Annotated in this window: 17 protein-coding genes; 5 read left to right on the top strand and 12 right to left on the bottom strand. The window is 60.6% G+C overall.

Annotated features, from left to right (window positions below; all coding sequences use genetic code 11):
- Positions 1-2: 2 nt before the first annotated feature.
- The 6 genes from IPI80_RS16660 to IPI80_RS16685 form a co-directional block, all read right to left on the bottom strand.
- Entirely contained in the window at positions 3-962 is a 960-nt protein-coding gene (locus IPI80_RS16660) for an ABC transporter permease (RefSeq protein ID WP_413862101.1), read from the bottom strand.
- On the bottom strand, positions 959-1,867 hold the full coding sequence (locus IPI80_RS16665) for an ABC transporter permease (RefSeq protein WP_413862103.1): 909 nt from the start codon (positions 1,865-1,867) through the stop codon (positions 959-961). Before IPI80_RS16665 ends, IPI80_RS16660 begins: the two co-directional genes overlap by 4 nt.
- Entirely contained in the window at positions 1,851-2,672 is an 822-nt protein-coding gene (locus IPI80_RS16670) for an ABC transporter ATP-binding protein (RefSeq protein WP_413862105.1), read from the bottom strand. Before IPI80_RS16670 ends, IPI80_RS16665 begins: the two co-directional genes overlap by 17 nt.
- Positions 2,673-2,789: 117 nt before the next feature.
- Positions 2,790-4,592, bottom strand: a complete 1,803-nt coding sequence (locus IPI80_RS16675; protein ID WP_413862107.1) for a M24 family metallopeptidase — start codon at positions 4,590-4,592, stop codon at positions 2,790-2,792.
- 79 nt (positions 4,593-4,671) lie between these two features.
- The gene (locus IPI80_RS16680) at positions 4,672-4,935 is read right to left on the bottom strand and encodes a hypothetical protein (protein WP_413862109.1); all 264 of its coding nucleotides are present in this window, start codon (positions 4,933-4,935) and stop codon (positions 4,672-4,674) included.
- Between the two features lie 215 nt (positions 4,936-5,150).
- Entirely contained in the window at positions 5,151-5,717 is a 567-nt protein-coding gene (locus IPI80_RS16685; protein WP_413862111.1) for a hypothetical protein, read from the bottom strand.
- Between the two features lie 192 nt (positions 5,718-5,909).
- Between IPI80_RS16685 and IPI80_RS16690 the strand changes: the two genes are divergently transcribed.
- The 3 genes from IPI80_RS16690 to IPI80_RS16700 are packed head-to-tail and all read left to right on the top strand — an operon-like array spanning position 5,910 to position 9,034.
- On the top strand, positions 5,910-7,277 hold the full coding sequence (locus IPI80_RS16690) for a sensor histidine kinase (RefSeq protein WP_413862113.1): 1,368 nt from the start codon (positions 5,910-5,912) through the stop codon (positions 7,275-7,277).
- 39 nt (positions 7,278-7,316) lie between these two features.
- Positions 7,317-8,150, top strand: a complete 834-nt coding sequence (locus tag IPI80_RS16695; protein WP_413862115.1) for a LytR/AlgR family response regulator transcription factor — start codon at positions 7,317-7,319, stop codon at positions 8,148-8,150.
- A 26-nt stretch (positions 8,151-8,176) separates the two neighbouring features.
- The gene (locus IPI80_RS16700; protein ID WP_413862616.1) at positions 8,177-9,034 is read left to right on the top strand and encodes a lysophospholipid acyltransferase family protein; all 858 of its coding nucleotides are present in this window, start codon (positions 8,177-8,179) and stop codon (positions 9,032-9,034) included.
- Positions 9,035-9,131: 97 nt separating this feature from the next.
- On the opposite strand, the gene IPI80_RS16705 is transcribed toward IPI80_RS16700, so the two are convergent.
- From IPI80_RS16705 to galE, 6 genes are all read right to left on the bottom strand, one after another.
- Entirely contained in the window at positions 9,132-10,385 is a 1,254-nt protein-coding gene (locus IPI80_RS16705; protein WP_413862117.1) for a Zn-dependent hydrolase, read from the bottom strand.
- A gap of 109 nt (positions 10,386-10,494) precedes the next feature.
- Positions 10,495-11,940 (bottom strand): dihydropyrimidinase, encoded by a 1,446-nt coding sequence (gene hydA / locus IPI80_RS16710; RefSeq protein ID WP_413862119.1) that lies wholly within the window; start codon positions 11,938-11,940, stop codon positions 10,495-10,497.
- 70 nt (positions 11,941-12,010) lie between these two features.
- Positions 12,011-13,324 (bottom strand): NAD-dependent dihydropyrimidine dehydrogenase subunit PreA, encoded by a 1,314-nt coding sequence (preA, locus tag IPI80_RS16715; protein WP_413862121.1) that lies wholly within the window; start codon positions 13,322-13,324, stop codon positions 12,011-12,013.
- Positions 13,325-13,353: 29 nt separating this feature from the next.
- Positions 13,354-14,700, bottom strand: coding sequence for an NAD(P)-dependent oxidoreductase (locus tag IPI80_RS16720; RefSeq protein WP_413862122.1), 1,347 nt, complete (start codon positions 14,698-14,700; stop codon positions 13,354-13,356).
- Positions 14,701-14,788: 88 nt separating this feature from the next.
- Positions 14,789-15,697 (bottom strand): LysR family transcriptional regulator, encoded by a 909-nt coding sequence (locus IPI80_RS16725; protein WP_413862124.1) that lies wholly within the window; start codon positions 15,695-15,697, stop codon positions 14,789-14,791.
- A 47-nt stretch (positions 15,698-15,744) separates the two neighbouring features.
- The gene (gene galE / locus IPI80_RS16730; protein WP_413862126.1) at positions 15,745-16,761 is read right to left on the bottom strand and encodes a UDP-glucose 4-epimerase GalE; all 1,017 of its coding nucleotides are present in this window, start codon (positions 16,759-16,761) and stop codon (positions 15,745-15,747) included.
- A 286-nt stretch (positions 16,762-17,047) separates the two neighbouring features.
- On the opposite strand from galE, the gene IPI80_RS16735 reads away from it, so the two are divergent.
- Together IPI80_RS16735 and IPI80_RS16740 are read left to right on the top strand one after the other, a co-directional pair.
- On the top strand, positions 17,048-19,774 hold the full coding sequence (locus IPI80_RS16735) for a bifunctional glycoside hydrolase 114/ polysaccharide deacetylase family protein (protein WP_413862128.1): 2,727 nt from the start codon (positions 17,048-17,050) through the stop codon (positions 19,772-19,774).
- Positions 19,740-23,618 (top strand): tetratricopeptide repeat protein, encoded by a 3,879-nt coding sequence (locus IPI80_RS16740; RefSeq protein ID WP_413862130.1) that lies wholly within the window; start codon positions 19,740-19,742, stop codon positions 23,616-23,618. The genes IPI80_RS16735 and IPI80_RS16740 overlap by 35 nt, the downstream gene beginning before the upstream one ends.
- The last annotated feature ends 13 nt before the right edge of the window (positions 23,619-23,631 follow it).

Genomic DNA, 23,631 nt, shown 5'->3' on the forward strand with positions numbered 1-23,631 from the left:
CATTATTTGCCCCGCACCGACGGATGCCAAAACGCCACCCGGCGCTCCAGCTGCACAAGCAAGGCATAGACCAGCGAACCGGTGACCGCAGCCACCACGATCGCGCCCCACACCAAAGGCATGTTCATGCGCGAGGCTTCGGTCGAAATCCGAAACCCCAGGCCCACCGTGGGTGAGCCAAAAAACTCGGCAACGATGGCGCCAATCAGCGCCAAAGTAGCATTGATCTTGAGTGCGCCCATCAGAAAGGGCGTTGCCGATGGAAGGCGCAGCGACCACAGCGTGCGCCCGTAGCTGGCGCCGTAGCTGTGCATCAGTTCGCGCTCCAGCTTGCCCGATGCCTTGAGCCCGGCCAAGGTGGACACCAGCATGGGAAAGAAGGTCATCAACACCACCACCGCAGCCTTGGAAGGCCACTCAAAACCAAACCACATCACGGCAATCGGCGCCACGGCCACCAGCGGGATGGTGCTGGTGAGCGAAGCCAGGGGAAGGAGGCCGCGCTGCAAAAACGGCATGCGGTCAATGGCCACGGCCACAGAAAATCCCAGGCCGCAACCCAGTAACCAACCCACGCCCACGGCCTTTAGCACGGTTTGCTCAAAATCGCCCCACAGCTTGTCGCTGTTATCCAGCAGGGACTGGGTGATCAAGGTGGGTGCGGGCAGCAGAACGCGCGGCACCTCAAAGGCCACCACCAAAACCTGCCAGAAGTACAGCACCCACAAGCCAAACAGGGCAGCGGTCAGCACGCCGTCAAAACGGGTGCCCTGGATGGCTGCCACGCGGCGAATGGTCCACAAGGCCGCAACGCCCAGCGCAGCAATCAAGAGCCAGAACAGGGCATCCGGCGGACGGGTTCCTTGGGCAGCCGGGTGCATGTACAGCAGGCTGGCGACGACCAGCGTAGCCACCACCGCCATGGCAGTGGTGCGATTGGATGGCGCCGATGCAGAATTCATATTCTGCGGTGGCGCAAGGCCAAATGTTCGGTCACGGCCACCACGGTGGTGAGCAGCACACCCAGCAAGGATGACATAACCAGCGCTGACCAAATGGACAGCGTGTTGCCGTAGTAGGAGCCGGTAAGCAGGCGTGCGCCCAAGCCCGCTACAGCGCCGGTGGGCAGCTCGGCCACCATGGCACCCACCAGACTGGCGGCAATGCCCACGCGCAGCGCAGGAAACAAAAAGGGCAACGCGGCTGGCAGGCGCAACAGCCACAGCGCCTGCCACCGAGAGGCAGCGTAGGTGTGCATCATCTCAGTCTCGATCACCTGGGGCGAGCGCAGGCCCTGCACCATGGCCACGGTGACGGGGAAGAAGCTCAGGTACATGGAGATCACCGCCTTGGGTGCCAGACCTTCCATGCCCAGGCTGCCCAAAATGACCAGCACGATCGGCGCAATGGCCAGCACCGGTACGGTTTGCGAGGCCACGATCCAGGGCAGCAGGGCACGGTCGAGCGTGCGTGAATGCACGATGGCCACTGCCAACACCAAGCCCAACAGGGTGCCGAGCACAAACCCTACCAACGTGGTCTCGCCGGTGACGGCCACATGGAACATCAGGTTGCGGGGAGAGTCCAACGGCCAGTCCATCAAGCTGGACCAAAAATCGAGCGCAATCTGGTGCGGTGCGGGCATCACCGGGCGCTCCATATTCCAGGTGGTGGTCATCAGGGCTTGCCAGGTCCAGGGGTTGCCAGTGGGTTCCAACACACGCTCTATGGCCGCGTTGGCATTCATGCCCCAGGCGGCGCCGTACCAAACCACCAGCAACACCAGCAACACCACGGTTACCGGAAACCCCGTATCCCACAGGCGACGCGCCAGCGGCGGGGCAGGTGGTTTATTCGAGGTGGCCATCGGCTAAGGCTTCGCGCACCGCGTGCGCCACATCCATAAAGGCCTGCGTGTCGCGCAGGGTCAAATTCCGGTCGTCGGGCAGGGGCGAGTCAATGATCTTGATGATGCGCCCCGGGCGCGGCGACATGACCACAATTTTGGTGGACAGGTACACCGCTTCGGCAATGGAGTGGGTCACAAACACCACGGTGCGGCGCTCGCGTTGCCAGAGCTGCTGCAGCTGTTCGTTGAGACGGTCACGGGTGATTTCATCCAGCGCACCAAAGGGCTCGTCCATCATCAAAATCTTCGGCTCAAAAGCCAGCGCACGGGCGATCGACACCCGCTGCTGCATGCCGCCCGAAAGTTGCCAGGGGTACTTGCCTTCAAACCCGTTAAGACCCACGCGCTCCAGATGCGCCATGGCAATGGCCCGACTGTCGGCCGTTTTGCCACCCTGAATTTGCAGCGGCAGCATGACGTTACCCAAAACAGTGCGCCAAGGGAACAAGGCGGGCGCCTGGAACACATACCCATAGGCACGGGCCATGCGTGCGTCGTGTGGGCTCACGCCATTGACCAGCACCGTGCCGGCGCTGATCTGCTCCAGATCGGCAATCACGCGCAAGAGCGTGGTTTTGCCACAACCCGATGGGCCAATCAAGGAGACGAATTCGCCTTCAGCAATACGCAGATCGATATCGCTCAGGGCCTTGACTGGCGTGTCACCCGTTTGGTAAACCACACTGGCGTTGCGCACCTCAACCACCGGACGGGCGGTTGGTGAGGAAGTTGAAGGTGCGGCGGACGCTGGTTCTGGATTCATGGGGTAAAAGCTAACCGATTGGTCAAGTTATTGTAGGGCTGCTTACAAGTTACATACCGCAATTGAACCCCCGATCCGGATATACCCTAACCGGGATTTACCCGGGTGCGCACGACCTCAGATAGGTTCAGTGCGTTGCACCAGCCAGGCCAGCGCAGCGCCTTCCAACAACGGACTCAAACGCGCACGGACCGTGGCATGGTAGGTGTTGAGCCAGTCAATCTCGTCGGTGCGCAACAACGTCCGGTCAATGCAACGGGTATCGATAGGGCACAGCGTCAGTGTCTCAAACTCCAGAAACTCGCCAAACGGTTCATGGGTGGGTGCACTCACATTGAGCACCAGGTTTTCAATGCGCACGCCCCATTTACCAGACCGGTACAAACCGGGTTCGATCGAGGTAATCATGCCCGGCTGCATGGCCATGTTGGCATCGGGAATGGCCTTGGAAATGCTTTGCGGGCCTTCGTGCACCGCCAGAAAGTACCCGACGCCATGGCCGGTGCCATGGCCATAGTCCATGCCATGAGCCCACAGGGGCGCACGGGCGAGGGCGTCGAGCATGGGTGACAGCGTACCCAGGGGAAAGCGGGCGCACGACAGGCCAATGGTGCCTTTGAGCACCAGGGTGTAGTCGCGCTTTTGCGCATCGCTGGGTGCGCCAATGGGCCAGACGCGGGTGATGTCGGTGGTGCCGCCAGGGTACTGACCACCCGAATCAATCAACAGCAGGCCATTGCCTTCGATGACGGCATGGCTTTCGGGCGTGGCGCGGTAGTGCGGCATGGCGCCATTGGCGTTGAAACCAGCAATGGTGTTGAACGACAAGCCCATAAAACCGGGGCGCTTGGCACGCTCGGCGGTCAGGCGCTCGTCGATGGTGAGTTCGGTGATGCGCTCGGTGCCCAGAGCCTTTTCGAACCAGGCATAGAACGCGCACATGGCGGCGCCGTCTTGTTCCATGGCTTTACGAACGTGGGCGGCTTCATGCGCATTTTTACGGCTCTTGAGCAACACGCTGGGGTTGACGGCCTCCACCACCTTCACGCTCGGTGGTGCACTTTCGCGCAGGCCCAGGGTCACGCGACGGGGGTCCAGCAGCAACACAGCATTTGCCGGCAAGGCGGCTAATGCTGCGCCAGCCTGGGCGTAATCCTGCAACTGCACGCTGTCGGCCTGCAGGCGCGCGGCCAACTCGGCAGGGACCTTGCCCTGCGACACAAACAACGTGGCACCGGTGCCATCGATCAGCGCATGGGCCAGAAAGATGGGGTTGAAGGACACGTCCGAGCCGCGCAAGTTGAACAGCCAGGCAATATCGTCCACGGTGGAAATGAAATGGTGGCTGGCGCCGGCTTGGAGCATAGCGGCGCGCACCTGGGCCAGTTTGGCACTGCGTGGCGCACTCACGTAGGCGGCATCGTGCTCGTAAACGGGAGCTTGGGGCAGATCGGCACGGTCGGGCCAAATGGTGGCCAGCAGATCCACATCGGTGCGCAGGCTTGCCCCCACTTGGTTCAATGCCTCGCGCAACTGTGCGGCGGCGGCCAGCCCCAGCACCGCACCATCCACACCCACGGATTGCCCTGGTTGCACAGCCTGCGCCAGCCACTGCACATGGTGGGTGGCAGCACCGCTGTCGATTTTGACCAATTCAATTCCGCTACCAGCGAGTTCGGACTCGGCCTGGGTCCAGTAACGGCTGTCGGCAAACAGGGCAGCACGATTGCGGGTAATCGCCAAGGTAGCCATGGAACCGGTAAAGCCCGACAACCATTGCCGCCCTTGCCAGCGCGCCGGCAGGTATTCCGACAGATGGGGGTCACTGGAAGGCACCAGGCACGCCTCCAGCCCCAATGCTGCCATGGCATTTTGGGCAGCAGCAATGCGTTGGGCAAAAACGTTGGGCGTGGCGGTCATAACGGTTCCTTTTGGGAAGGGTGGCAGCGCCAGGGTGCGGCGCAAAGCGGCGATTGTAGGACGCCGCCCAACCCTACGATTAGAGCCGCGTGACGCCTGGCAAATAGCCGACCAATTGGCCATCCACATACAGCGCGCCTTCTGGCGCACCGGCCTCTGCATAGAACTCAAAGACCTGCTCGCCATGGGCATACCCACGATTGCGCTCGGCGACCTTCAGCTGGCGTGCAACACGGGCCAGTATGCGGCTCGCACTGCGCAGCATGGCGGCCAGCCAGTTGCGGATGCTGGGGCCGCGGTGGGTGTAAAGCGGCAAGGTTCTGGTGGGCAAACTTCCTATCATGATGCTCTCTCCTGGGTCATCTCTCCTGGGGTGGAAATAACAAAGCCCCGAACGGGGCCCGAAGAACGATCCAATCGGATCGGTCAAGGTGAGTCTGGAAAGCCGGCGCTTATTGCCTGTATGTGCAGGAAACAACGTCTATCTCTACAAACTTACTCAAATGATAAATTAAATATTATCTTGAGAAAGTAATGTTTATCTTAAAGTATGAATACCTACTTTTTTTGTCGTAGCGGCGCCACACCGGACTGGGAGCGCAGCCACAGAGCATGGGCATCACCAGCAGGGGCTGCGGTGGTCACCGACTGGGGCGCCGGGGCAGGAGCGGCCCTGGTTTCGCTTGCGGCTGGGGTCAGCACCTCACCCAGCAGGTCCAGCAGCCGGGTGCGGGCGCGTTGTGGGTGGCGTCGGTAGTAGGTGAGCACCAGACCGACGATGAAACGCTCATCGTCATCGCGGGGAGCATGGCTGTCATCGGCTGACGAAGGCGCCGGGTTGCCCTTGGTGGTGCCGGTTCCGGGCGTGTGCACCTGGTCCATCCACCCGTTTGGCTTGCGGCACAACAGCTCAAACTGGCGCGCCAAGCGCTCGCCAATTTGGCGGGAACGGCTCTTGATCTGGCTCCAGTAGCTGGGCTGGATTTGCACCTTCTCGGCAAAACGGCCTTCCAGGCCTCGCAGGGTGGCGGCGTCAGGGTGTTTGATGGTGTTTCGCACAAATTCGTCAAACAAGGCCAAGGCATTGTCAAAGCGGATTTGCGCCAGATCGGAGGCGCTGGTCATATGCTGATGATAAACCTGCCTTGTGCAAGCACCGATGGCCGATCGCCGCTATACCGGTGTAGCGGGCTCCGGTTTGTCGCTCAGCCCTGCAGTTTGTCCGTCATTTGGGCACTGCGTCGCCTGGGGCTGGCGAGACCCCGTGGCGGGTGAGTACAGTCTGGGCTTCGATCGTCGCCTTTGGTAGCACCCATCATGAATCCAACATCTGCCCCAGCCACTCAGCCCAGCCAATGGGCTCGCTTTTCCACGACCTGTGTGACTGGATTCCATGCCTATGCCCAATGGCTGGTCAGCCTTACCTGGAAGCGGTTTTTCCTGTTGGCATTCGCGTTGATCATCAGCATGGCCATCCTGCACGACATCCCGCCGTTCAGTTTCACATACACCGAGGTGGTCCACTCCGACGCACCACCACGCGTGCCACACGAACCTGCCAAGAGCAAGACCAACAAGCCAAGCAAATCAAGCAGTAATGAGGGACTTGACATCTCGGTTGATGAGAAAGGGGTGCGCATTCGTACGCGCCCTGCGATGCCAGCAGTCCCAGCCGTTCCGACACCGCCAGAATCTGCTGCCTCTGCCGCACCGGCCGAAGTAACCCAAAATTCCGACGCAACATCCGGCCCTGAGGTCCACATCCGGCTGCCTCCGGGGGCCAACACCGAGGAAGTACGCAAGGCCATTGAGGAAGCCCGCCAAGACTTCAAATCGGCGCTGGAGGAACTACGCCAGGATGCCATGGATTCCGCCGATGAGGCCGCTGACGGCTGGACTCCGCACCTGCGCACGCACAAGATTGGCGAGCCGCTGATGCCGCTGACCATGTGGTTCGTCCTGCTGTCGATGATCCTCAAAATCACCTACAAGGGCACGGTGCAGGCCGAGGCCAAGGCCGCACAGGCCACCGAGGTGGCAGAATCCGAGTCCCTGAAACGCCAGGTGGTAGAGGCCCGGATGGCCGCCATGCAAGCCCAGGTGGAGCCGCACTTTCTGTTCAACACGTTGGCCAGCATTGACCACCTGATCGAGACTGATCCGCCGCGTGCCAGCATCATGCAAAAGAACCTGATTGCCTTGCTGCGTGCCAGCATGCCCACCATGCGCGAGGCCAATGCCCAAAGCACAAGGGACCTGGGACGCGAGCTGGCGGTGATTCGACCCTACCTGGAAATCCTCAAGGTGCGTATGGAAGAACGACTGCAGACCGACGTGCGGGTGAGCGACGGCCTACTGTCCGCCGAGTTCCCGCCGATGATGCTGCAAAGCCTGGTGGAAAACGCCATCAAGCACGGACTGGAACCCAAGGCCGAGGGCGGCAGCCTAACCGTGAGCGCCGAAATTGTGCACGGCAAACTGGCCGTCACAGTAGCCGACACCGGCCTGGGCTTTGGCAAGGCCGCCACAGCCGGTACTGGCATCGGCCTGACCAACATTCGCGAGCGCTTGGCCCTGCTATACGGCAACAAGGCCAGCCTCAGTGTGGCCGAAACGCCCGGCGGCGGAACTTCGGCCACCATCACGGTGCCCTATGTCGCCAAAGCTCCGGATCAGCCAGAATAGGCGCTTCCTGCAACCCGACCCCCGAGATGGAGTGTGCGCATGCCCCGTGCCCTGATTGCCGATGACGAACGCCTGTTGCGTGAACAGCTGCGTGCCCGCCTGACCGAGGTGTGGCCCGAGCTGGAAATCGTGGCGGAAGCCAAAAACGGACTGGAGGCCGTGGCGCTAACCGAACAGCATCACCCTGACATCGTCTTTTTGGATATTCGCATGCCCGGCCTCACCGGTGTCGATGCGGCGCGCCAGATTGCGCAGCTACCCACCTACGAAGATGCTGACGGTTGGCCCGGCTGCGAGATTGTGTTCATCACCGCCTACGACCAGTATGCGGTACAGGCCTTTGAGCAGGGCGTGGTGGACTATGTGCTTAAACCGGCCGAGCGCGAGCGCCTGCTGCTCACCGTGCAGCGCATCCGCCAGCGCATGACCGAGCGGGCCAGCCACGCCTCGGACGAATCGACCGACACGCCACTGTTGGCCACCCACACGCCCGACATGCAGCGCCTGCTGCAACGCCTTTCCAGCCAGCTCAATCCGCAGGCACCGGCCAAGCTCCAGTGGATACAGGCCACGGTGCGCCAGAGCATTCAAATGATTGCGGTGGAAGATGTGCTGTTCTTCATATCCGACGAAAAATACACCCGCGTGCAGACCGCAACGGTAGAGGCGCTGATCCGCAAACCGATCAAGGAGCTGATTGAGGAGCTGGATATGCAACTCTTTTGGCAAATCCACCGCTCGACCCTTGTCAACGTCAAAGCCATCACTGGGGTGAGCCGCGACGAGCGCGGCCGCCAACTGGTGAGCGTGCGCGGCAGTACCGAAAAACTGGAAGTGAGCCGCAGCTACGCCGGTCTGTTCAAAGCCATGTGAGCCTGGGCGACAATTCCCGCATGTTCATGGTTCGTCTGTTTCGCCTGCTGGGCCATTTGCCGCTGTCATTCATGCAGGGCGTGGGGGCACTGCTGGGGTGGTTGGTGTGGTTGTTATCTCCCGCCTACCGCTTGCGCCTGGAAAGCCAGGCCCGTGCCGCCGGCTTCAACCCCCCACAATACCGACCCGCCGTGGCCGCCATCGGCATGATGGTGGCAGAGCTGCCCTGGCTGTGGTTGCGCCCCCGCCAGCAAGGCGTGCTGGACCGGGTGCAGTGGGACGGTGCCGAACGGTTCGAAGCCGCGCTGGACGCCGGCAAGGGCGTGATTCTGGCGCTGCCACATTTGGGCTGCTGGGAGATGATTGGCCAATCACTGGCCGAACGCTATGGCCCCACGCGCGGTCCGCTGGTGGCCTTGTACCGACCGGCTCGCAAAGCCTGGTTGGCGCCACTGGTGGCCAGTTCACGCGACCGGCCCGGCCTCAAGGCTGTGCCCACCAGCGTGGCCGGCGTGCGCAGTTTGATTCGCGTGCTGCGCGGCGGCGGCTACACCGCCATCCTGCCGGACCAGGTGCCACCGCTGGGGCAAGGGGCATGGGCGCCGTTCTTTGGCCGACCCGCTTACACCATGACTTTGCTGCCACGCCTGGCCCAACAAAGCGGCGCCACGGTGTTGTTGTGCTGGTGCGAGCGCGTGGGCATCGGCAAAGGCTACGTGATGCATTTCGAGCCTATGGACGCGCCCGAGCTGCATGACGCCAGCGCCAGCCCCGAAGCCGCCGCCACGGCGGTTAATGCGGGCATGGAGCGGCTGATCCGCCAGGCACCAGGGCAGTACCTGTGGTCGTATGCGCGCTACAAGCAGCCAGCACAAGACATCTGAGTTCGCTTCAATTCAAGCGAAATGCTACATATTGAATAGCGTATCACTTAGATCTCACGAGGGCTAACGACCTATTTCTTCTAAAGAAAGCTGGCGTTCAAGCCACCCCCGCCCGCTCCAGCATTGCATGCAACAACACATTGCATCCGGCCGTGATGTGTTCGGGCTTGGCGTCCTCAATCTCGTTGTGGCTGATGCCGTCCTTGCAAGGGATGAAGATCATGCCGCTGGGTGCCAGGCGGGCCATGTAGACGGCGTCGTGGCCGGCGCCTGAGACGGCAGGCATGTTGCTGTAGCCCAGCTTTTTGGCGGCACGGCCCACGGCATCGACGCAGTCACTGTGGAAGACCTGCGCCGGGTAGCTGGATACCATTTCAATCTTCACATCCAGTCCGCTGTCTTGGGCTACCTTGGCGGCATAGGCTTTGACCTCGTCGGCCATCTGGTCCACCAACGCGTCGGTGGCGTTGCGCAGGTCGATGCTGAACTTGACCCGCCCCGGAATCACGTTGCGGCTGTTGGGGAACACCTGCACCATGCCCACCGTGCCACGGCCATGGGGCTGGTGGCGCATCGCACAAGCCACCACCTCTTGCATGATGCGGCTGGAGACCTGCATGGCGTCTTTGCGCAGCGCCATGGGCGTGGGGCCGGCGTGGGCTTCCATGCCGGTTACGGTGCAGTCAAACCAGCGGATACCCAGCACGCCTTGCACCACGCCAATGGTCACGTCGGCATCTTCCAGCACCGGGCCTTGCTCGATGTGGGTCTCAAAGTAGGCACCAATGGGGTGGTCGCCTGGCTCTTGGTCACCGATGTAGCCAATGCGCTCCAGTTCTTCACCCACGCTCTTGCCTTCGGTGTCGGTGGCGGCGTAGGCATGTTCCAGCGTGAAGGCTTTGGCGAATACGCCCGAGCCCATCATCACCGGCACAAAGCGCGAGCCTTCTTCGTTGGTCCAGAAGGCAACTTCAATCGGCGCTTCGGTTTCAATGCCCAGATCGTTCAGGGTGCGCACGACTTCAATGCCGGCCAGCACACCGTAGTTGCCGTCAAACTTGCCGCCGGTGGGCTGGGTGTCGATGTGGCTGCCGGTCATGATGGGGGGCAGGCTGTTGTTGCGCCCGGCACGGCGCATGAAGCCGTTGCCGATTTTGTCGATGGTGACGGTCATGCCGGCCTCGCGCGCCCAGCGGGTGACCAGATCACGGCCCTGCTTGTCCAGGTCGGTCAGGGTCAATCGGCACACGCCGCCTTTGGGGGTGGCGCCGATTTTGGCCAGCTCCATGAGGGAGGCCCAGAGGCGGTCGCCGTTGATGCGGAGGGTTTCGGTGTTGGTTGTGGTGGTCATGGTGAACTCCTGGGTGTTGTGGGGCGAGCCAGCCGGCGAAAGGCCGGCGCCGGCCGGGGGCTTGGGGGGGCGGGGCCGGGGCGTTGGCGATGAGCGGCGGCGGGCACGATCATTTACGTTTTACGGCTGTTGGTGCCAGCGTCTCAGCCCGCAACTTGTTCGCCGCAAAGTTGGAACTGAACGCGGGGCGTTTGATGTAGCGGCCCTTGCCCTTCACCGCCCGCAGGTCGCCCTGCACAAACACCAGCTCGCCCTGGCTGATGGTGTGGCTGGGGATGCCCTTGACGGTGCGGCCTTCGAAGATGTTGAAGTCGCCCTTGCTGTGCTGCGTCTTGGCCGACAGCGTCTTGGTGCCCGCCGGGTCCCACACCACCAAATCGGCGTCGGCGCCGACCGACACACTGCCCTTTTGCGGGTAGATATTGAACAGCTTGGCGGTGTTGGCAGACGTCACCGCCACAAATTCGGATGGCGTCAGGCGCCCGGTATTGACGCCCGCGTCCCAAATCACGGCCAAGCGCTCTTCCACGCCGCCGCAGCCGTTGGGGATCTTGGAGAAGTCGTCTTTGCCCGCCGCCTTTTGCGCGGCGCAGAAGGTGCAGTGGTCGGTGGCGGTGGTGTGCAGGTTGCCGCTTTGCAGGCCGCGCCACAAAAATTCCTGGTTGCCCTTGGGGCGGAACGGCGGGCTCATCACGTGGGCGGCGGCGGTGGCAAAGTCGGGGTGGCGGTAGACGCTGTCGTCCAGCACCAGGTGGCCGGCCAACACTTCGCCATACACACGCTGGCCGCGGGCGCGGGCGCGGGCGATGGCCTCTAGCGATTCAATGCAGCTCACGTGCACCACGTAGATCGGCACGTTGAGCACATCGGCAATGGCGATGGCGCGGTTGGCGGCTTCGGCTTCGACCATGGGCGGGCGCGACAGTGGGTGGCCTTCGGGGCCTTTGATGCCCATGTCGGACACCGTCTTTTGCAACAGGTAGACCAGCTCGCCGTTCTCGGCGTGCACGGTGGGCATGGCGCCCAGCTCGAGCGAACGCTTGAAGCTGTTCACCAGCGTTTCGTCGTCGCACATGATGGCGTTTTTGTAGGCCATGAAGTGCTTGAAGCTGTTGATGCCCTCTTCCTTGACTAGCGTGCCCATGTCTTGGCGCACCTGCTCGCTCCACCAGGTGATGGCGACGTGAAAGGAATAGTCCGACGCCGACTTCTCGGCCCAGCCGCGCCACTTTTTGTAGGCGTCCAGAATGTTTTCTTGCGGGTCGGGGATGACGAAGTCGATGATGGTGGTGGTGCCACCGGCCAGGCCGGCCGCCGTGCCGGTGTAAAAGTCGTCCATGGTGGTGGTGCCCATGAACGGCAGCTGCATGTGGGTGTGCGGGTCAATGCCGCCGGGCATGACGTACTGGCCGCCGGCGTCTACGATGGTCGCGCCCGCAGGCGCGGTGAGGTTCTCGCCCACGGCCTCAATCTTGCCGTCTTGGGTCAACACATCCGCCTTGAAGGCGCGGTCGGCGTTCACCACGGTGCCGCCTTTGATCAGAATACTTGTCATGAATGCTCCTGTATTAGTAGCGCATTAGTTATATCGCACGAGGGCTAGAGGCCTAAATCGCTTAAACCACCTAAACCGATGTGGTGGTTCGCATGGGGTTGTTGATGTGCGTGGTCCAGTTAGCATGTTTGTCGCTCACAACCAGCCCCGTGCGCAAGTCCTTTTCGCCCGGTTTCAGATCACGCAGTGTGATGCACTCAGGCACGGGGCACACGGTCACGCACAAGTTGCAGCCCACGCACTCGTCTTCTTTGATCTCGAAGAAGCGTTTGCCATCCTTCATGTTGGTGATGGCCTGGTGGCTGGTGTCTTCGCACGCAATGTGGCAGCGCCCGCATTGGATGCAGCTGTCCTGGTCGATGACGGCCTTGCTGATGTGGTTCAGGTTCAGGTATTGCCAGTTGGTGACGGTGGGTATGGCTTTGCCAACGATCTGGTCCACACTGGTGAAGCCCATCTCGTCCATGTAGTTGGACAGGCCATCGGTCATCTCCTGCACGATCTTGAAGCCGTAGACCATGGCGGCGGTGCAGACCTGCACCGTGCCCGAGCCCAACGCGATGAAGTCCAGTGCGTCCCGCCAGTTGCCAATGCCGCCAATGCCGCTGATGGGCAGGCCTGCAGTTTGCGGGTCACGCGCGATCTCGGCGACCATGTTCAGCGCGATGGGTTTGACAGCCGGGCCGCAGTAGCCGCCATGCGATCCCATGCCGCCTGTGCTGGGTGACATGGTCAACGTGTAGGGGTCCACACCCATGATGGAGTTGATGGTGTTGATCAGCGACACCGCGTCGGCACCGCCCTTTTTGGCGGCGCGCGCGGGCAGGCGCACGTCGGTGATGTTGGGCGTGAGTTTGACGATGACGGGCAGCTTGCTGTACTGCTTGCACCAGGCGGTGACCATCTCGATGTATTCCGGCACTTGGCCCACAGCGGCTCCCATGCCGCGCTCGCTCATGCCGTGTGGGCAGCCAAAGTTGAGTTCAATGCCGTCGGCCCCGGTGTCGACCAAGCGGGCCAAGATGTTTTTCCAGGATTGCTCTTCACACGGCACCATCAGCGAAACGACCATGGCGCGGTCGGGCCAGTTGCGTTTGACCTCGCGGATCTCTTTAAGGTTGAGCTCCAAATCCCGATCGGTAATGAGCTCGATGTTGTTGAAGCCCATCAGGCGACGGTCGGGCGTTAGCAATGCGCCGTAGCGCGGACCGTTGACGTTCACGACCGGTGGACCGGCCTCACCCAGAGTCTTCCAGACTACACCGCCCCAACCGGCTTCAAACGCCCGGTTGACGTTGTAGGCTTTGTCGGTAGGTGGCGCAGATGCGAGCCAAAAAGGGTTAGGTGTTTTGATGCCGGCGAATGTGGTTGCGAGATTGGCCATAGTTTTTCTCCAGATGTCGTGTGCGGCGATCAGGTTGTGAGGAATGCGTGTATGGCATGGGCCGATTGTTTGCCATGCTCCACAGCTTCCACCGTCAGGTCCAGCCCACCGGCACGGCAGTCACCACCTGCCCAGACGCCAGGCAGGTTGGTTGTGCCTTCGGCATCCGTGGCAATGCGGCCACCGTCCAGAGTCAAGCCTGCTGCAGCCAGCACGGGGTTACCCAGTTTCTGGCCAATGGCCCTAAGGACGGTATCTGCCTCAAATGCGATCTCCCGCCCAGTGGCTTGCAGCTTGCCGTCCACCATGGCTTGCTCGGCAAAGCGCACACCCGCCACAAAGCCATCGCGACCCAGAATCTCGACAGGCGCCAGCCATTGGTGCAGCACTACACCATTGGTCTGCGCCCATTCCTGCTCTTGCGTGGAGGCAGACATGGTCTCTGGCCCGCGCCGGTACACCATGTGTGCCACCTTGGCGCCCAACAGCTTGCTTTGCACGGCGGCGTCTACCGCAGTCATACCGCCACCGATGACCACTACGCGACGGCCCACGGGCAAGGTAGACAGGTCTTCGGCCTGGCGCAGTGTGGCGATGAAGTCGACCGCGTCCTGCACACCGTTCAAATCTTCACCCGGCACACCCAGTGGGTGCGTGGTGGCCAGACCCATACCCAGAAAGACTGCGTCGTGGTCTTTACGTAGCCCAGCGAGCTGGGTCGTGGTTTCCAGCTTCCAGTTGTTCTGGATGGTGATGCCGCCAATGTCCAATAGCCATTGCACTTCGCGCTGGGCAAAGTTGTCGGGCGTTTTATAGCTGGCCAGCCCATATTCATTCAGGCCACCGGCCTTAGCGTTGGCGTCGAACACCACCACGTCGTGCCCTTTGCGCGCCAGCACATAAGCACAGGCTAAACCCGCAGGGCCAGCGCCGACAACAGCAATTTTTTTGCCGGTGGGTGCCTCACGTGTGAAGATTTGCGGTTTTGCACTTTCCATCAGTGCGTCAACGGCAAACCGCTGCAGGCGCCCGATGGCCACTGGGCGGTCTTCTTGCGTGTTGCGCACACAAACGGCCTCGCACAAATTCTCGGTCGGGCAGACCCGGGCGCACATGCCACCCAGTGGATTGGATTCCAAAATGGTGCGCGCCGAACCACGCAGGTTGTCGTCAGCTATACGCTTGATGAATGACGGTACGTCGATGCTGGTGGGACAAGCAGTGGCACAGGGCGCGTCATAGCAATAGAGGCAACGCTCTGCCTCCAATAACGCCTGGGTGCGGGTTAAACGCGGTGTGGCATCGGCAAAGCGTTGCGCGTATTCGCTGGCGACCAGCCGCGCGGGGCGAACATCAGATTGGTATGAGTCAGACACGCTAGCACTCCTGTTATAAAAATCTGACCGTTTAGTCAGCTTCTTTGTCGGATGCTAGCAAGCGCGATGCCGGTTTGTATCTAGGGGTTTATCCGTGGAACGGCTGCGCAGCGGTCGCCAACCACTGCCTGAACAGCACCAAAGCCGCGGGCTCCTGGTCTCGCAGAGGTGTCACCAAGTAGTAGGCTCGCACCGCGCGCAGAGGTTGCTCGCAGGCTACGACCAGATCACCGCGCGCCAATTCGGTCTCCACTAGGAGCCGCGGCACCAGCGCAACACCCAAACCGTGGATAGCGGCCGTTGCGGTCATGGAGAACAGTTCGTAGCGCGGGCCCGATAGTGCATGCGGGGCGACGACGTCCATGGCGTCAAACCACTGGCTCCAGCCAAACGGGCGGGTGCTTTGTTGCAGCAAAGGCATTTGAGCCACACCCTGCGGGCTCAATGGCGTGGAATCGGTCAGTAACGCAGGTGCGCACACCGGCAACACCTCTTCGTGCACCAGTAGGGTCGCTTGCGTTCCGGCCCAATTTGCCACCTGTTCGGGCGTGCCGGCATACAGAGCGGCATCAAACCCGGTTTCAGCAAACATAAATGGCCGGGTGCGGGTTTCGATGTGCACCACGATGTCTGGATGCTGCGCAGCCAGTTGGGGCAAGCGTGGTATCAGCCAACGGGTTGCAAAAGTGGGTACTGCCGCCAAATGCACAGCGCCCTGCGTGCCCTGGGTGGACATGGCGTTGAGCGTGTCGCGCTCTAGCGCCAGCAGCCGCTCTGCCACCTGGGCGGCGTATTCACGGCCGCGCGGTGTCAGCGCCACGCCGTGGCGTGTGCGGGTAAACAAGGCTTGGCCCAAATACGCTTCCAGCGCCGCCACCTGGCGCGACACGGCGCTTTGCGTCAGTGCCAATTCCTGCGCGGCGCGGGTGTAGCTTTCGTGGCGCGCAGCGGCCTCAAAGCACAGCAGCGTGTGGGTGGCGGGTATCTTGCGGCGCATGGCGCGTCAGTGTAGTGATGAGGCATGCCTGCCCAATTGCGCCATGCCTAGGCTGGGCCCAGGGTGCGGGCGACGCCATCTTGCCATCGCCAAGCGTCCTGGCACATATGCTCCAAGCCATAGCGCGCTTTCCAACCCAGCAGGCGCTCGGCAAGTGATGGATCAGCCCAGCATGCGGCAACGTCGCCAGGGCGTCGGGCCACTACTTCGTAGGGCACTGCACGGCCGCTGGCCTGCTCGAAGCCTCGCACCATTTCCAATACGGACACGGGCCTTCCGGTCCCTAGGTTCACGGTTAGCAAGCCGGCATGCTGGCGCAGGTAGCGCAGCGCCGCCACATGGCCATCTGCAAGGTCACAGACGTGGATGTAGTCACGGACCCCGGTGCCGTCTGACGTGGGGTAGTCGTCACCATAGACGCTCAGACATGCGCGTTGGCCCGCAGCAACCTGCGCTACGTAGGGAAGCAGGTTGTTGGGCACCCCTTGAGGGTCTTCGCCAATCAGGCCGCTCGCATGCGCGCCCACCGGGTTGAAATACCGTAGCCGCGCGATGCGCCATTGACCGGGATCGGCCGCGTCAACATCGGCCAGCATTTGCTCCATCATGAGCTTGCTCCAGCCATAGGGGTTGGTCGCCGATAACGGGAAATCTTCGCGAATCGGCAAGCTGGCGGGGTCTCCGTATACGGTGGCAGATGACGAAAATACCAAGCTGCGTACCTGAGCGGCTTGCATGGCGCGCAACAGAGTCAATGTGCCTGAGACATTGTTGTCGTAATAACGCAGCGGCTCGCGCACCGACTCACCCACGGCTTTCAACGCCGCGAAGTGCACCACAGCGGTTATGCGGTGCTGTGCAAATACCTTTTCCAGCAGGACGGGGTCACGAACGTCCCCCTCGACATAATGGGGCGTTGCGCCCGTGATGCGCGCAACGCGCTCCAGTACCGAGTGGCGACTATTGCTGAAGTTGTCGAGCACCACAAAGGGCTCGCCTGCTGCAGCCAAGGCCACACAAGTGTGCGAACCAATATATCCGGCACCGCCGGTTACCAAAATCATGCAAGGTCTCCCCGAATCGACTTACAAAACGTGTGTGCGACAAACGACATTTTGGATGTGAAGAATCAAAAATTTCTATAATGTAGCGAAACATTTCATTACAACTGCAGGTCGATCCCGCAATCCACCCTGGCTGCAAGCCCGAGAATTCACCATTAACCCGAATACTTTGATTCTCGGTCTTACACGATCAACACCACTATTTACTCTCACCCAATGGGCTAGTTGGTGCGTGTTATGCATTGCCACCATTGTTTGGCCAGTAGCATCGTCGGCAGCGCCGGCCGTGGCGCTGTACTACGGGCAGAGCACGCCAATCAAAGAATTTCGTGCGTTTGACATGGTGGTGGTTGAACCTGATCACAACCAGGCTTTGCAACAACTCCCCGGAACGGACCAGTACGCCTATGTCTCGGTCGCCGAGGTCCAGGCATCACGCCCCTACTATGCGGACATTCCGGCGCAATGGAAACTGGCACGCAACGGTGCCTGGAAGTCAGACGTTATCGACCAGACGCCGCCCGAGTGGGCCGATTTTTTTGCCCGCCGCGTCATTGCGCCTTTATGGGAGCGCGGTTACCGTGGGTTCTTCCTGGACACACTCGACTCCTACCGCCTGGCCATCAACTTTGACGAGAAGGCCCAGCAGCAGGGTTTGGTGCGCGTTATCGAAACCCTTCACCAGCGCTTTCCCGGCATCAAACTGGTGCTTAACCGGGGTTTTGAGATCGTGCCACAAGTGCGCGATAAGATTCAAATGGTGGCAGCTGAATCGCTGTATCAAGCCTGGAACGCAAATAGCCAGCGATACGAAGAAGTCAGCGAGACCGACCGAAACTGGCTGCTCGGACAGCTTCGCGCTATTCGCGACCAAGAGCGACTCCCGGTACTCGTCATCGATTACGTGGCGCCGCAAGATCGCGCCCTAACCCGTGCCACAGCGGCCCGTATTCAGGCCGAAGGTTTCATTCCCTGGGTTACAGATAGCGCGCTGCAGACCATGGGCATTGGCAGCATTGAAACAGTGCCGCGGCGTATTCTCATCTTGTACAGCAGCGCGGAGGCAGCGTCCCTGAATTACTCCAACGCACACCGCTATCTACAGATGCCGATCAACCACATGGGTTACATCGCAGACTATGCAGACGCACTTCAGCCCTTACCAGAAGGCGTACTGCGGGATCGTTATGCGGGGGTTGCCACGTGGTTCTCAGGATTCTTACCTGAAGGCCGCCGCAAAGCCGTCAGCCAATGGCTACAAAATCACATGGACGAAGGCATGCCGCTGGCCATCGTGGGCGACCTTGGTCAATCCCCGGACATTCAATGGGCAAACAAACTCGGGGTACAGACCGGCACGGTAGAGCCCAACGGCGCGCTGCGCATGACGGCGCAGAACCCAATGCTGGCGTTCGAGACAGCAATGCCCCTGGTCACACGAAGTTTCGAGCCTGTAGAGTTGACCCCCGCCATGGCGGCACGCGCACAAGCGCTGGTGGAGTTTCGCGACAGTCGCCAACGCGCGTTCGTTGGTGGCGCGCTCACTCCGTGGGGCGGCTTCATTCTCGACCCCTATGCTGTGATCGAAATTCCTGGCACTGAATTTTCTCGCTGGGTGATAGACCCTTTTGCCTTTCTAACCCATGCACTGCGTTTGCCGGTCATTCCAATTCCTGACACCACCACGGAAAGCGGACGTCGCCTATTACTCGCGCATGTAGATGGCGATGGCTTTGCGTCACTCGCGGAGTTACCGGGCAGTCCACCGGCGGCACAAGTTCTGCTCAAGGACGTATTTGAAAAATACAGATTCCCCCAAACGATGTCGGTCATTGAAGCAGAGATCGCGCCGCACGGCCTGCACCCCGACTTGAGTCCCCGACTGGAAAGCATTGCGCAGCAAATGTTCAAGCTGGCGCACATCGAAATCGGCAACCACACCTATTCCCACCCGTTTTTGTGGGACCGCAGCACTCTCCACGGTTTATTCAAAGACAACGAGGAAGCCGCCTACAACCTCAACATACCTGGGTACACCATGGACCTGACGCGTGAAATCGTCGGCTCCACCACCTACATCCGCGAGCGCCTCGCACCCAAAGGCAAGGCGGTCAAGATTCTGCAATGGTCAGGGGACACCGCTCCCGATGCGAAAGCATTGGAGATTACGGAACGCGCCGGTCTGCTCAACATCAATGGCGGCGACACCTCCATCACGCTGGCCAATCCCTCACTGACTGCCGTAGGCGCCTTGGGCATCCGCAAGAATGGATACCTGCAGGTTTACGCACCGATAACGAACGAAAACATCTACACCAACCTGTGGCGCGGTCCGTTTTATGGTTTTGAGCGCGCCATAGAAACCTTCGATATGACAGACAAGCCGAGGCGCATCAAGCCTGTGGGCATTTATTACCATGTGTATTCGGCGAGCAAACAAGCCGGTTTAAAAGCACTGCACAAGGTGTATGGCTGGGCACTTGCACATCCGCTGTACCCGGTTTTCACTTCGGAATTCATACTCAAGGTACAGGATTTTGATAGCGTTGCCATCGCCCGAGACGGCGCGGGCTGGCGGGTCCGCAGCGATGGACACCTGCGCACACTGCGCTTACCACCTGCGTTAGGGACACCCGACTTGCTAACCAGTAACGGCGTCGCCGGCTACCGTCCTGGGCAGGAGGGGCTATATGTGTTGCTCTCCGGTAATCAAGCCACATTACAAGTGCAAGACGCAAGCACGAAAGCATCGGGCCAAACGCCTTATCTTTTCGAAGCCAACGGACGCTTGACGGGTTGGACCCGGTCTGACCGCGAGCCGCGCCTGGAACTGGAGCTGCAAGCCCATGTGCCGCTGGAGTTTGCATTAGCTGGCGCTAGCCAATGTCAGGTAAAAACGAAACAGCGTACGCTCACGCCCACGCCAGGCGGGCCACTGGCTTTGCCAGGTATTCAGTATTTCCGTCTTCAGGAAACCCATGCTCAAATCCAGCTCAACTGCCCTGCTCACTGAGCGTCCAGCGCTGGCACCCGGCTGGCTGATTGCACTATTGGCTGCAATGGTTTGCGCCGCCTTGTGGATGCTGTTTCCGCGGCAAGACTTGGAACGGCGCTTGTCCGAAACGACCGAGTCTGCCCTTTCGATCACCTATCTCAACAACCTTCTGCGCAGCGACCCTGAAAACCCCCGTTTGCGCCTGCTGCTGGCGCAGCGCCAGATCGCACATGGAGACACCACGGATGCACGCGAGACGCTTCAACCCGCACTCGACTCCAAGCAACCTGATATTCATCGCGATGCGTTATGGACGTTATGGGAGCTGACGTACGCCGAATTTCAGCGTACGCCAGAAAAAGAAAGTGCGCGCCGCGATGCCTTGCGCCAAACGCTGCGTGATCAACTCCACGCGCTGGCACGCGAGACGTGGCCATTGGCGCGGCAACGAAGTTTGGCTGCCATGGCCGCGCAGTTCAACGAACCCGCATTAAGCATTGCCATCAACCGTACGCTGGCCTCCGAGCAGAACGATCCACAAGAAGCCTCCTCGTTTTACGAACGTGCGGCACGCGATGCGTTAGCGGCGTCAGACTATGCAACAAGCGCTGCGCTGTACCTCACCGCCCGCAAGGTGACTACCGATCCGCAGCAAGCCAAACATTTTTATCTGGCAGCCGTACGTGCGTTGCAATCAGGGAATCAACCTGTGTCCGCGCTACAAATGGCCGAGCAAGAATTAGGCACATTAGAAAATGATACAGAAATCCTGTTTTTTCTCATTGAACTGGCACGCGCAGCCGGCAAGCCTGACGTAGCAGACCGCTACGCGCGCCGCCTGTTGCACATGGCACTCCTGCGTCAGTTGCAAGACCAATTTGCACAAGACTCCAAGCCCACACAGGTATTTGACGACGGGGCTTCCCTCCTGGCCTCGGCAGGCACCAGGGTGAGCATGCAAACGAGTGATGCACCGATCCGAATCGACGGAACGCGCAAAAGCTTTTCTCAACCAGGCCCAATACCTGGTTTGCCGTTTGACGAAAAAATATACTCCTTGGGATACCAGGTTTTCCTGGAAAACCGCAAGCCCGAAGACGCCTGGGCGGGGGCCCGCGCAGCGGTTCAACAAAACCCGACCAGCCTTGAATGGCGTCAGCGCCTGGCCCACCTTTCGGAGTGGACCCTGCCCCTCGATGTGGCACTTGAAAATTGGTTGGTAGTTGCCCGTCAAACCCAAAAAGAAGAGGCCTGGCAGGCCGTGTTGCGGTTAGCGCCCGGCCAGTTCGACGATGCCGCACTGGTGCAGGCCATACGCCACCAGCTGGCCAGCCAGCCCGACGATTTACCGCTCATCACGGCCCTGGTACAGGCGTACGAGCGACTGGGTGAACCAGAGCCTGCGTTGAACTATCTGCAGCAGCACGCCAAGACTGCTGCCACGCTGGAAATTCTGGCCCAGTTGGCCGAACGTGCGGGCAAGCCCGACATGGCGTTGCAGGCTTGGCGCCGTCTGTTGAGTAAACCGGATCAGGCCACGCCAGAACGCGCCATGCGCGCGGCCGTATTGGCGCTCACCCATGGCCAAGCAGACGAAGGCCTCAGTTGGCTGGAGACCTCGCAACGGCTGCCGCCAACGGCAGAAATTGCCAGCGACTATTGGCGTCTGACGGGCCAGCTGGCGGAGAGCCGCCAACGCGTGCCTCTGGCTGTTGCCGCTTACCGTGCGCTGCTGCAATCCAAAGATTCACAGGTGAGCGACTTCGACGATTTGATTCGTCTGCTGCTACTGGATTACCCGTTAGAGGCAGCGCAGGTTTCTGCGCACGCGTGGGAGCGCTACCGTCAACCGCGTCACTTATTGCAAGCGCTGACTGTCTATTCTGGGCGCACGCAGTGGGATGCTTTTGCAAAGCTCATACAGCCACTCGGATCCGGAACACAGGCCAACCGCGACGCGCTGACCGCACTGTGGAAGAGTCCTGAGTTTTTACGTCTGGTTGGCACCTGGCACCAGAACCAGGGCCGCATGGCCGAGGCGCGCAGACTTTTTGAAGCGGGCCTGCGCGCCAGCCCCAATTCAACTGACATGCAACAGGCGCTGCTGTGGCTTTTCATTGACGGCAATGACACCGTGTCGCTGCGTGCACTGTTGGCGACACGTGAACGGCAGTGGGGTCAGTCTGCAGAACTACACGATGCACTCGCCTCTTCTTATCAAGCGCTGTCGCTGCCCCAGACCGCACTGGATCGCTACCTGACACCACGTTTTAAAGCCCACGAGAACGATTTTCTGTGGATGATGAACTATGCCGATGCCCTAGACCAAAACCAGCAAGGCGACCGCGCCTGGCGCCTGCGGCGCCATTTGCTTTCACGCGAGTGGCAGGCGGCACGCACCAGTGCAAGCGGTGCGCGCCTGACACGCGAGCAGGCACGCCAACTCTGGTTAACCGATGCGGGTCTGGACCAAACACAGCGCATTGCCCGCACACGCCTGATGATCACGCAGCGCCCAGGTGATGCAGCCATCGATGTACTGCGTGAGCTGCTGCGTTTGGACCGTGATGCGCGCGGAAATTTCTCCAACGCCGCTGCAGAAACCGCGATTGGCTGGCTACAGGATGCTGGTGAATACACGGCCGAACGGGGATTTTTGTGGCACCAATACGCCCGCAGCCTCAGCCTGCGCGCCAACCGCCCGCTATGGGCCGAGATTACTGTTGCCTTGGCCGAAAACGACAAGTCTGCGAGTGGCCAGCTACTGGAGACCTTTGACGAGCGCCTGCCCCGTTACGACCGAATCAACGCAGCTGTAGCGGCACAAGACATCCGCTTGGCGCAAAGTGCCGCATTCGACGCGCAAGCTGATCAGCACGGCGACGCGCCATTGCACTTGCAGTTGGTAGATAACCTGTTGGCCTTTAGCGAGCATGCTGGCACCCAAACCACTGCCGCGCAGTTGGGGGGAATGGATGAACAGCGCACAGATGCGGTCTTGCACCTCGCCTTTCGCCCGAGACTGTCGCTGGACATGAACCTGGGCAGCATCCAGCGACAGTCCACAGACCCCCTAACCATCGTCTCACCGCCGAGCGAAAAGTGGCTAGAGGCAAGGTTGCACTGGAAGCATTTGGATGGCGAGACCGTGCTGTATGCCGCCAATCGACAAGGGTTTTTGACCACAACACCGTTACAAGTAACGCATGAGCAGCGTCTAGATAACCGCCTGAGCTTGCAAGCCTCTGCCGGTGTGAGACTGCCGAGCGAAGAAAGCCTGGCACTGCGCGTGGCCGGTATGAAAGACCGTGCAGCCACCAGTCTGCGCTACCAAGCCACACGTCAGGACCAGTTCTCACTCACATACGCGGACGAAAGCTACCAACTCCAGACCGGCGAGCGGGTTGGCAATGGTCAGCACAGCACCTTGCAGTACATCCATACCTACCGCCAAGACGCGCCATCCTTGGAATGGGGCGCATTCTGGTCCACGCATGCCTACCAGCGCAGTGCGGTTGCGGGCCTACCCCCCAGCACTTTTAGGTTGCAGAATCTGCTGCCTGCAGATACAACTGAACTCGGACCAGACTACTTTTTGCCGGACAACTTCGACTTTTATGGCATAGAGTTAGCCACCAACACACGCTACGCACAGGACTACAGCCGCGCACTGCGCCCCTTTGCCAGCATCAGCAGCACCTGGCACAGCCTGCTCGGCCCTGGTTATGGCGTACGCTTGGGCTTGGCGGGTAGCGTGTGGGGCACTGACCACTTGAGTCTGAGCTTGGGACAATCGCTATCAGGTATCCAGACACAGGGCCTAACCCGGGACCTGCAATTTACCTACCGTTTTCACTTTTGAGCACCTTGAGGAT

The organism is Candidatus Aalborgicola defluviihabitans, assembly GCF_016705985.1.
In the GTDB taxonomy this organism is placed as follows: domain Bacteria; phylum Pseudomonadota; class Gammaproteobacteria; order Burkholderiales; family Burkholderiaceae_C; genus Allorhodoferax; species Allorhodoferax defluviihabitans.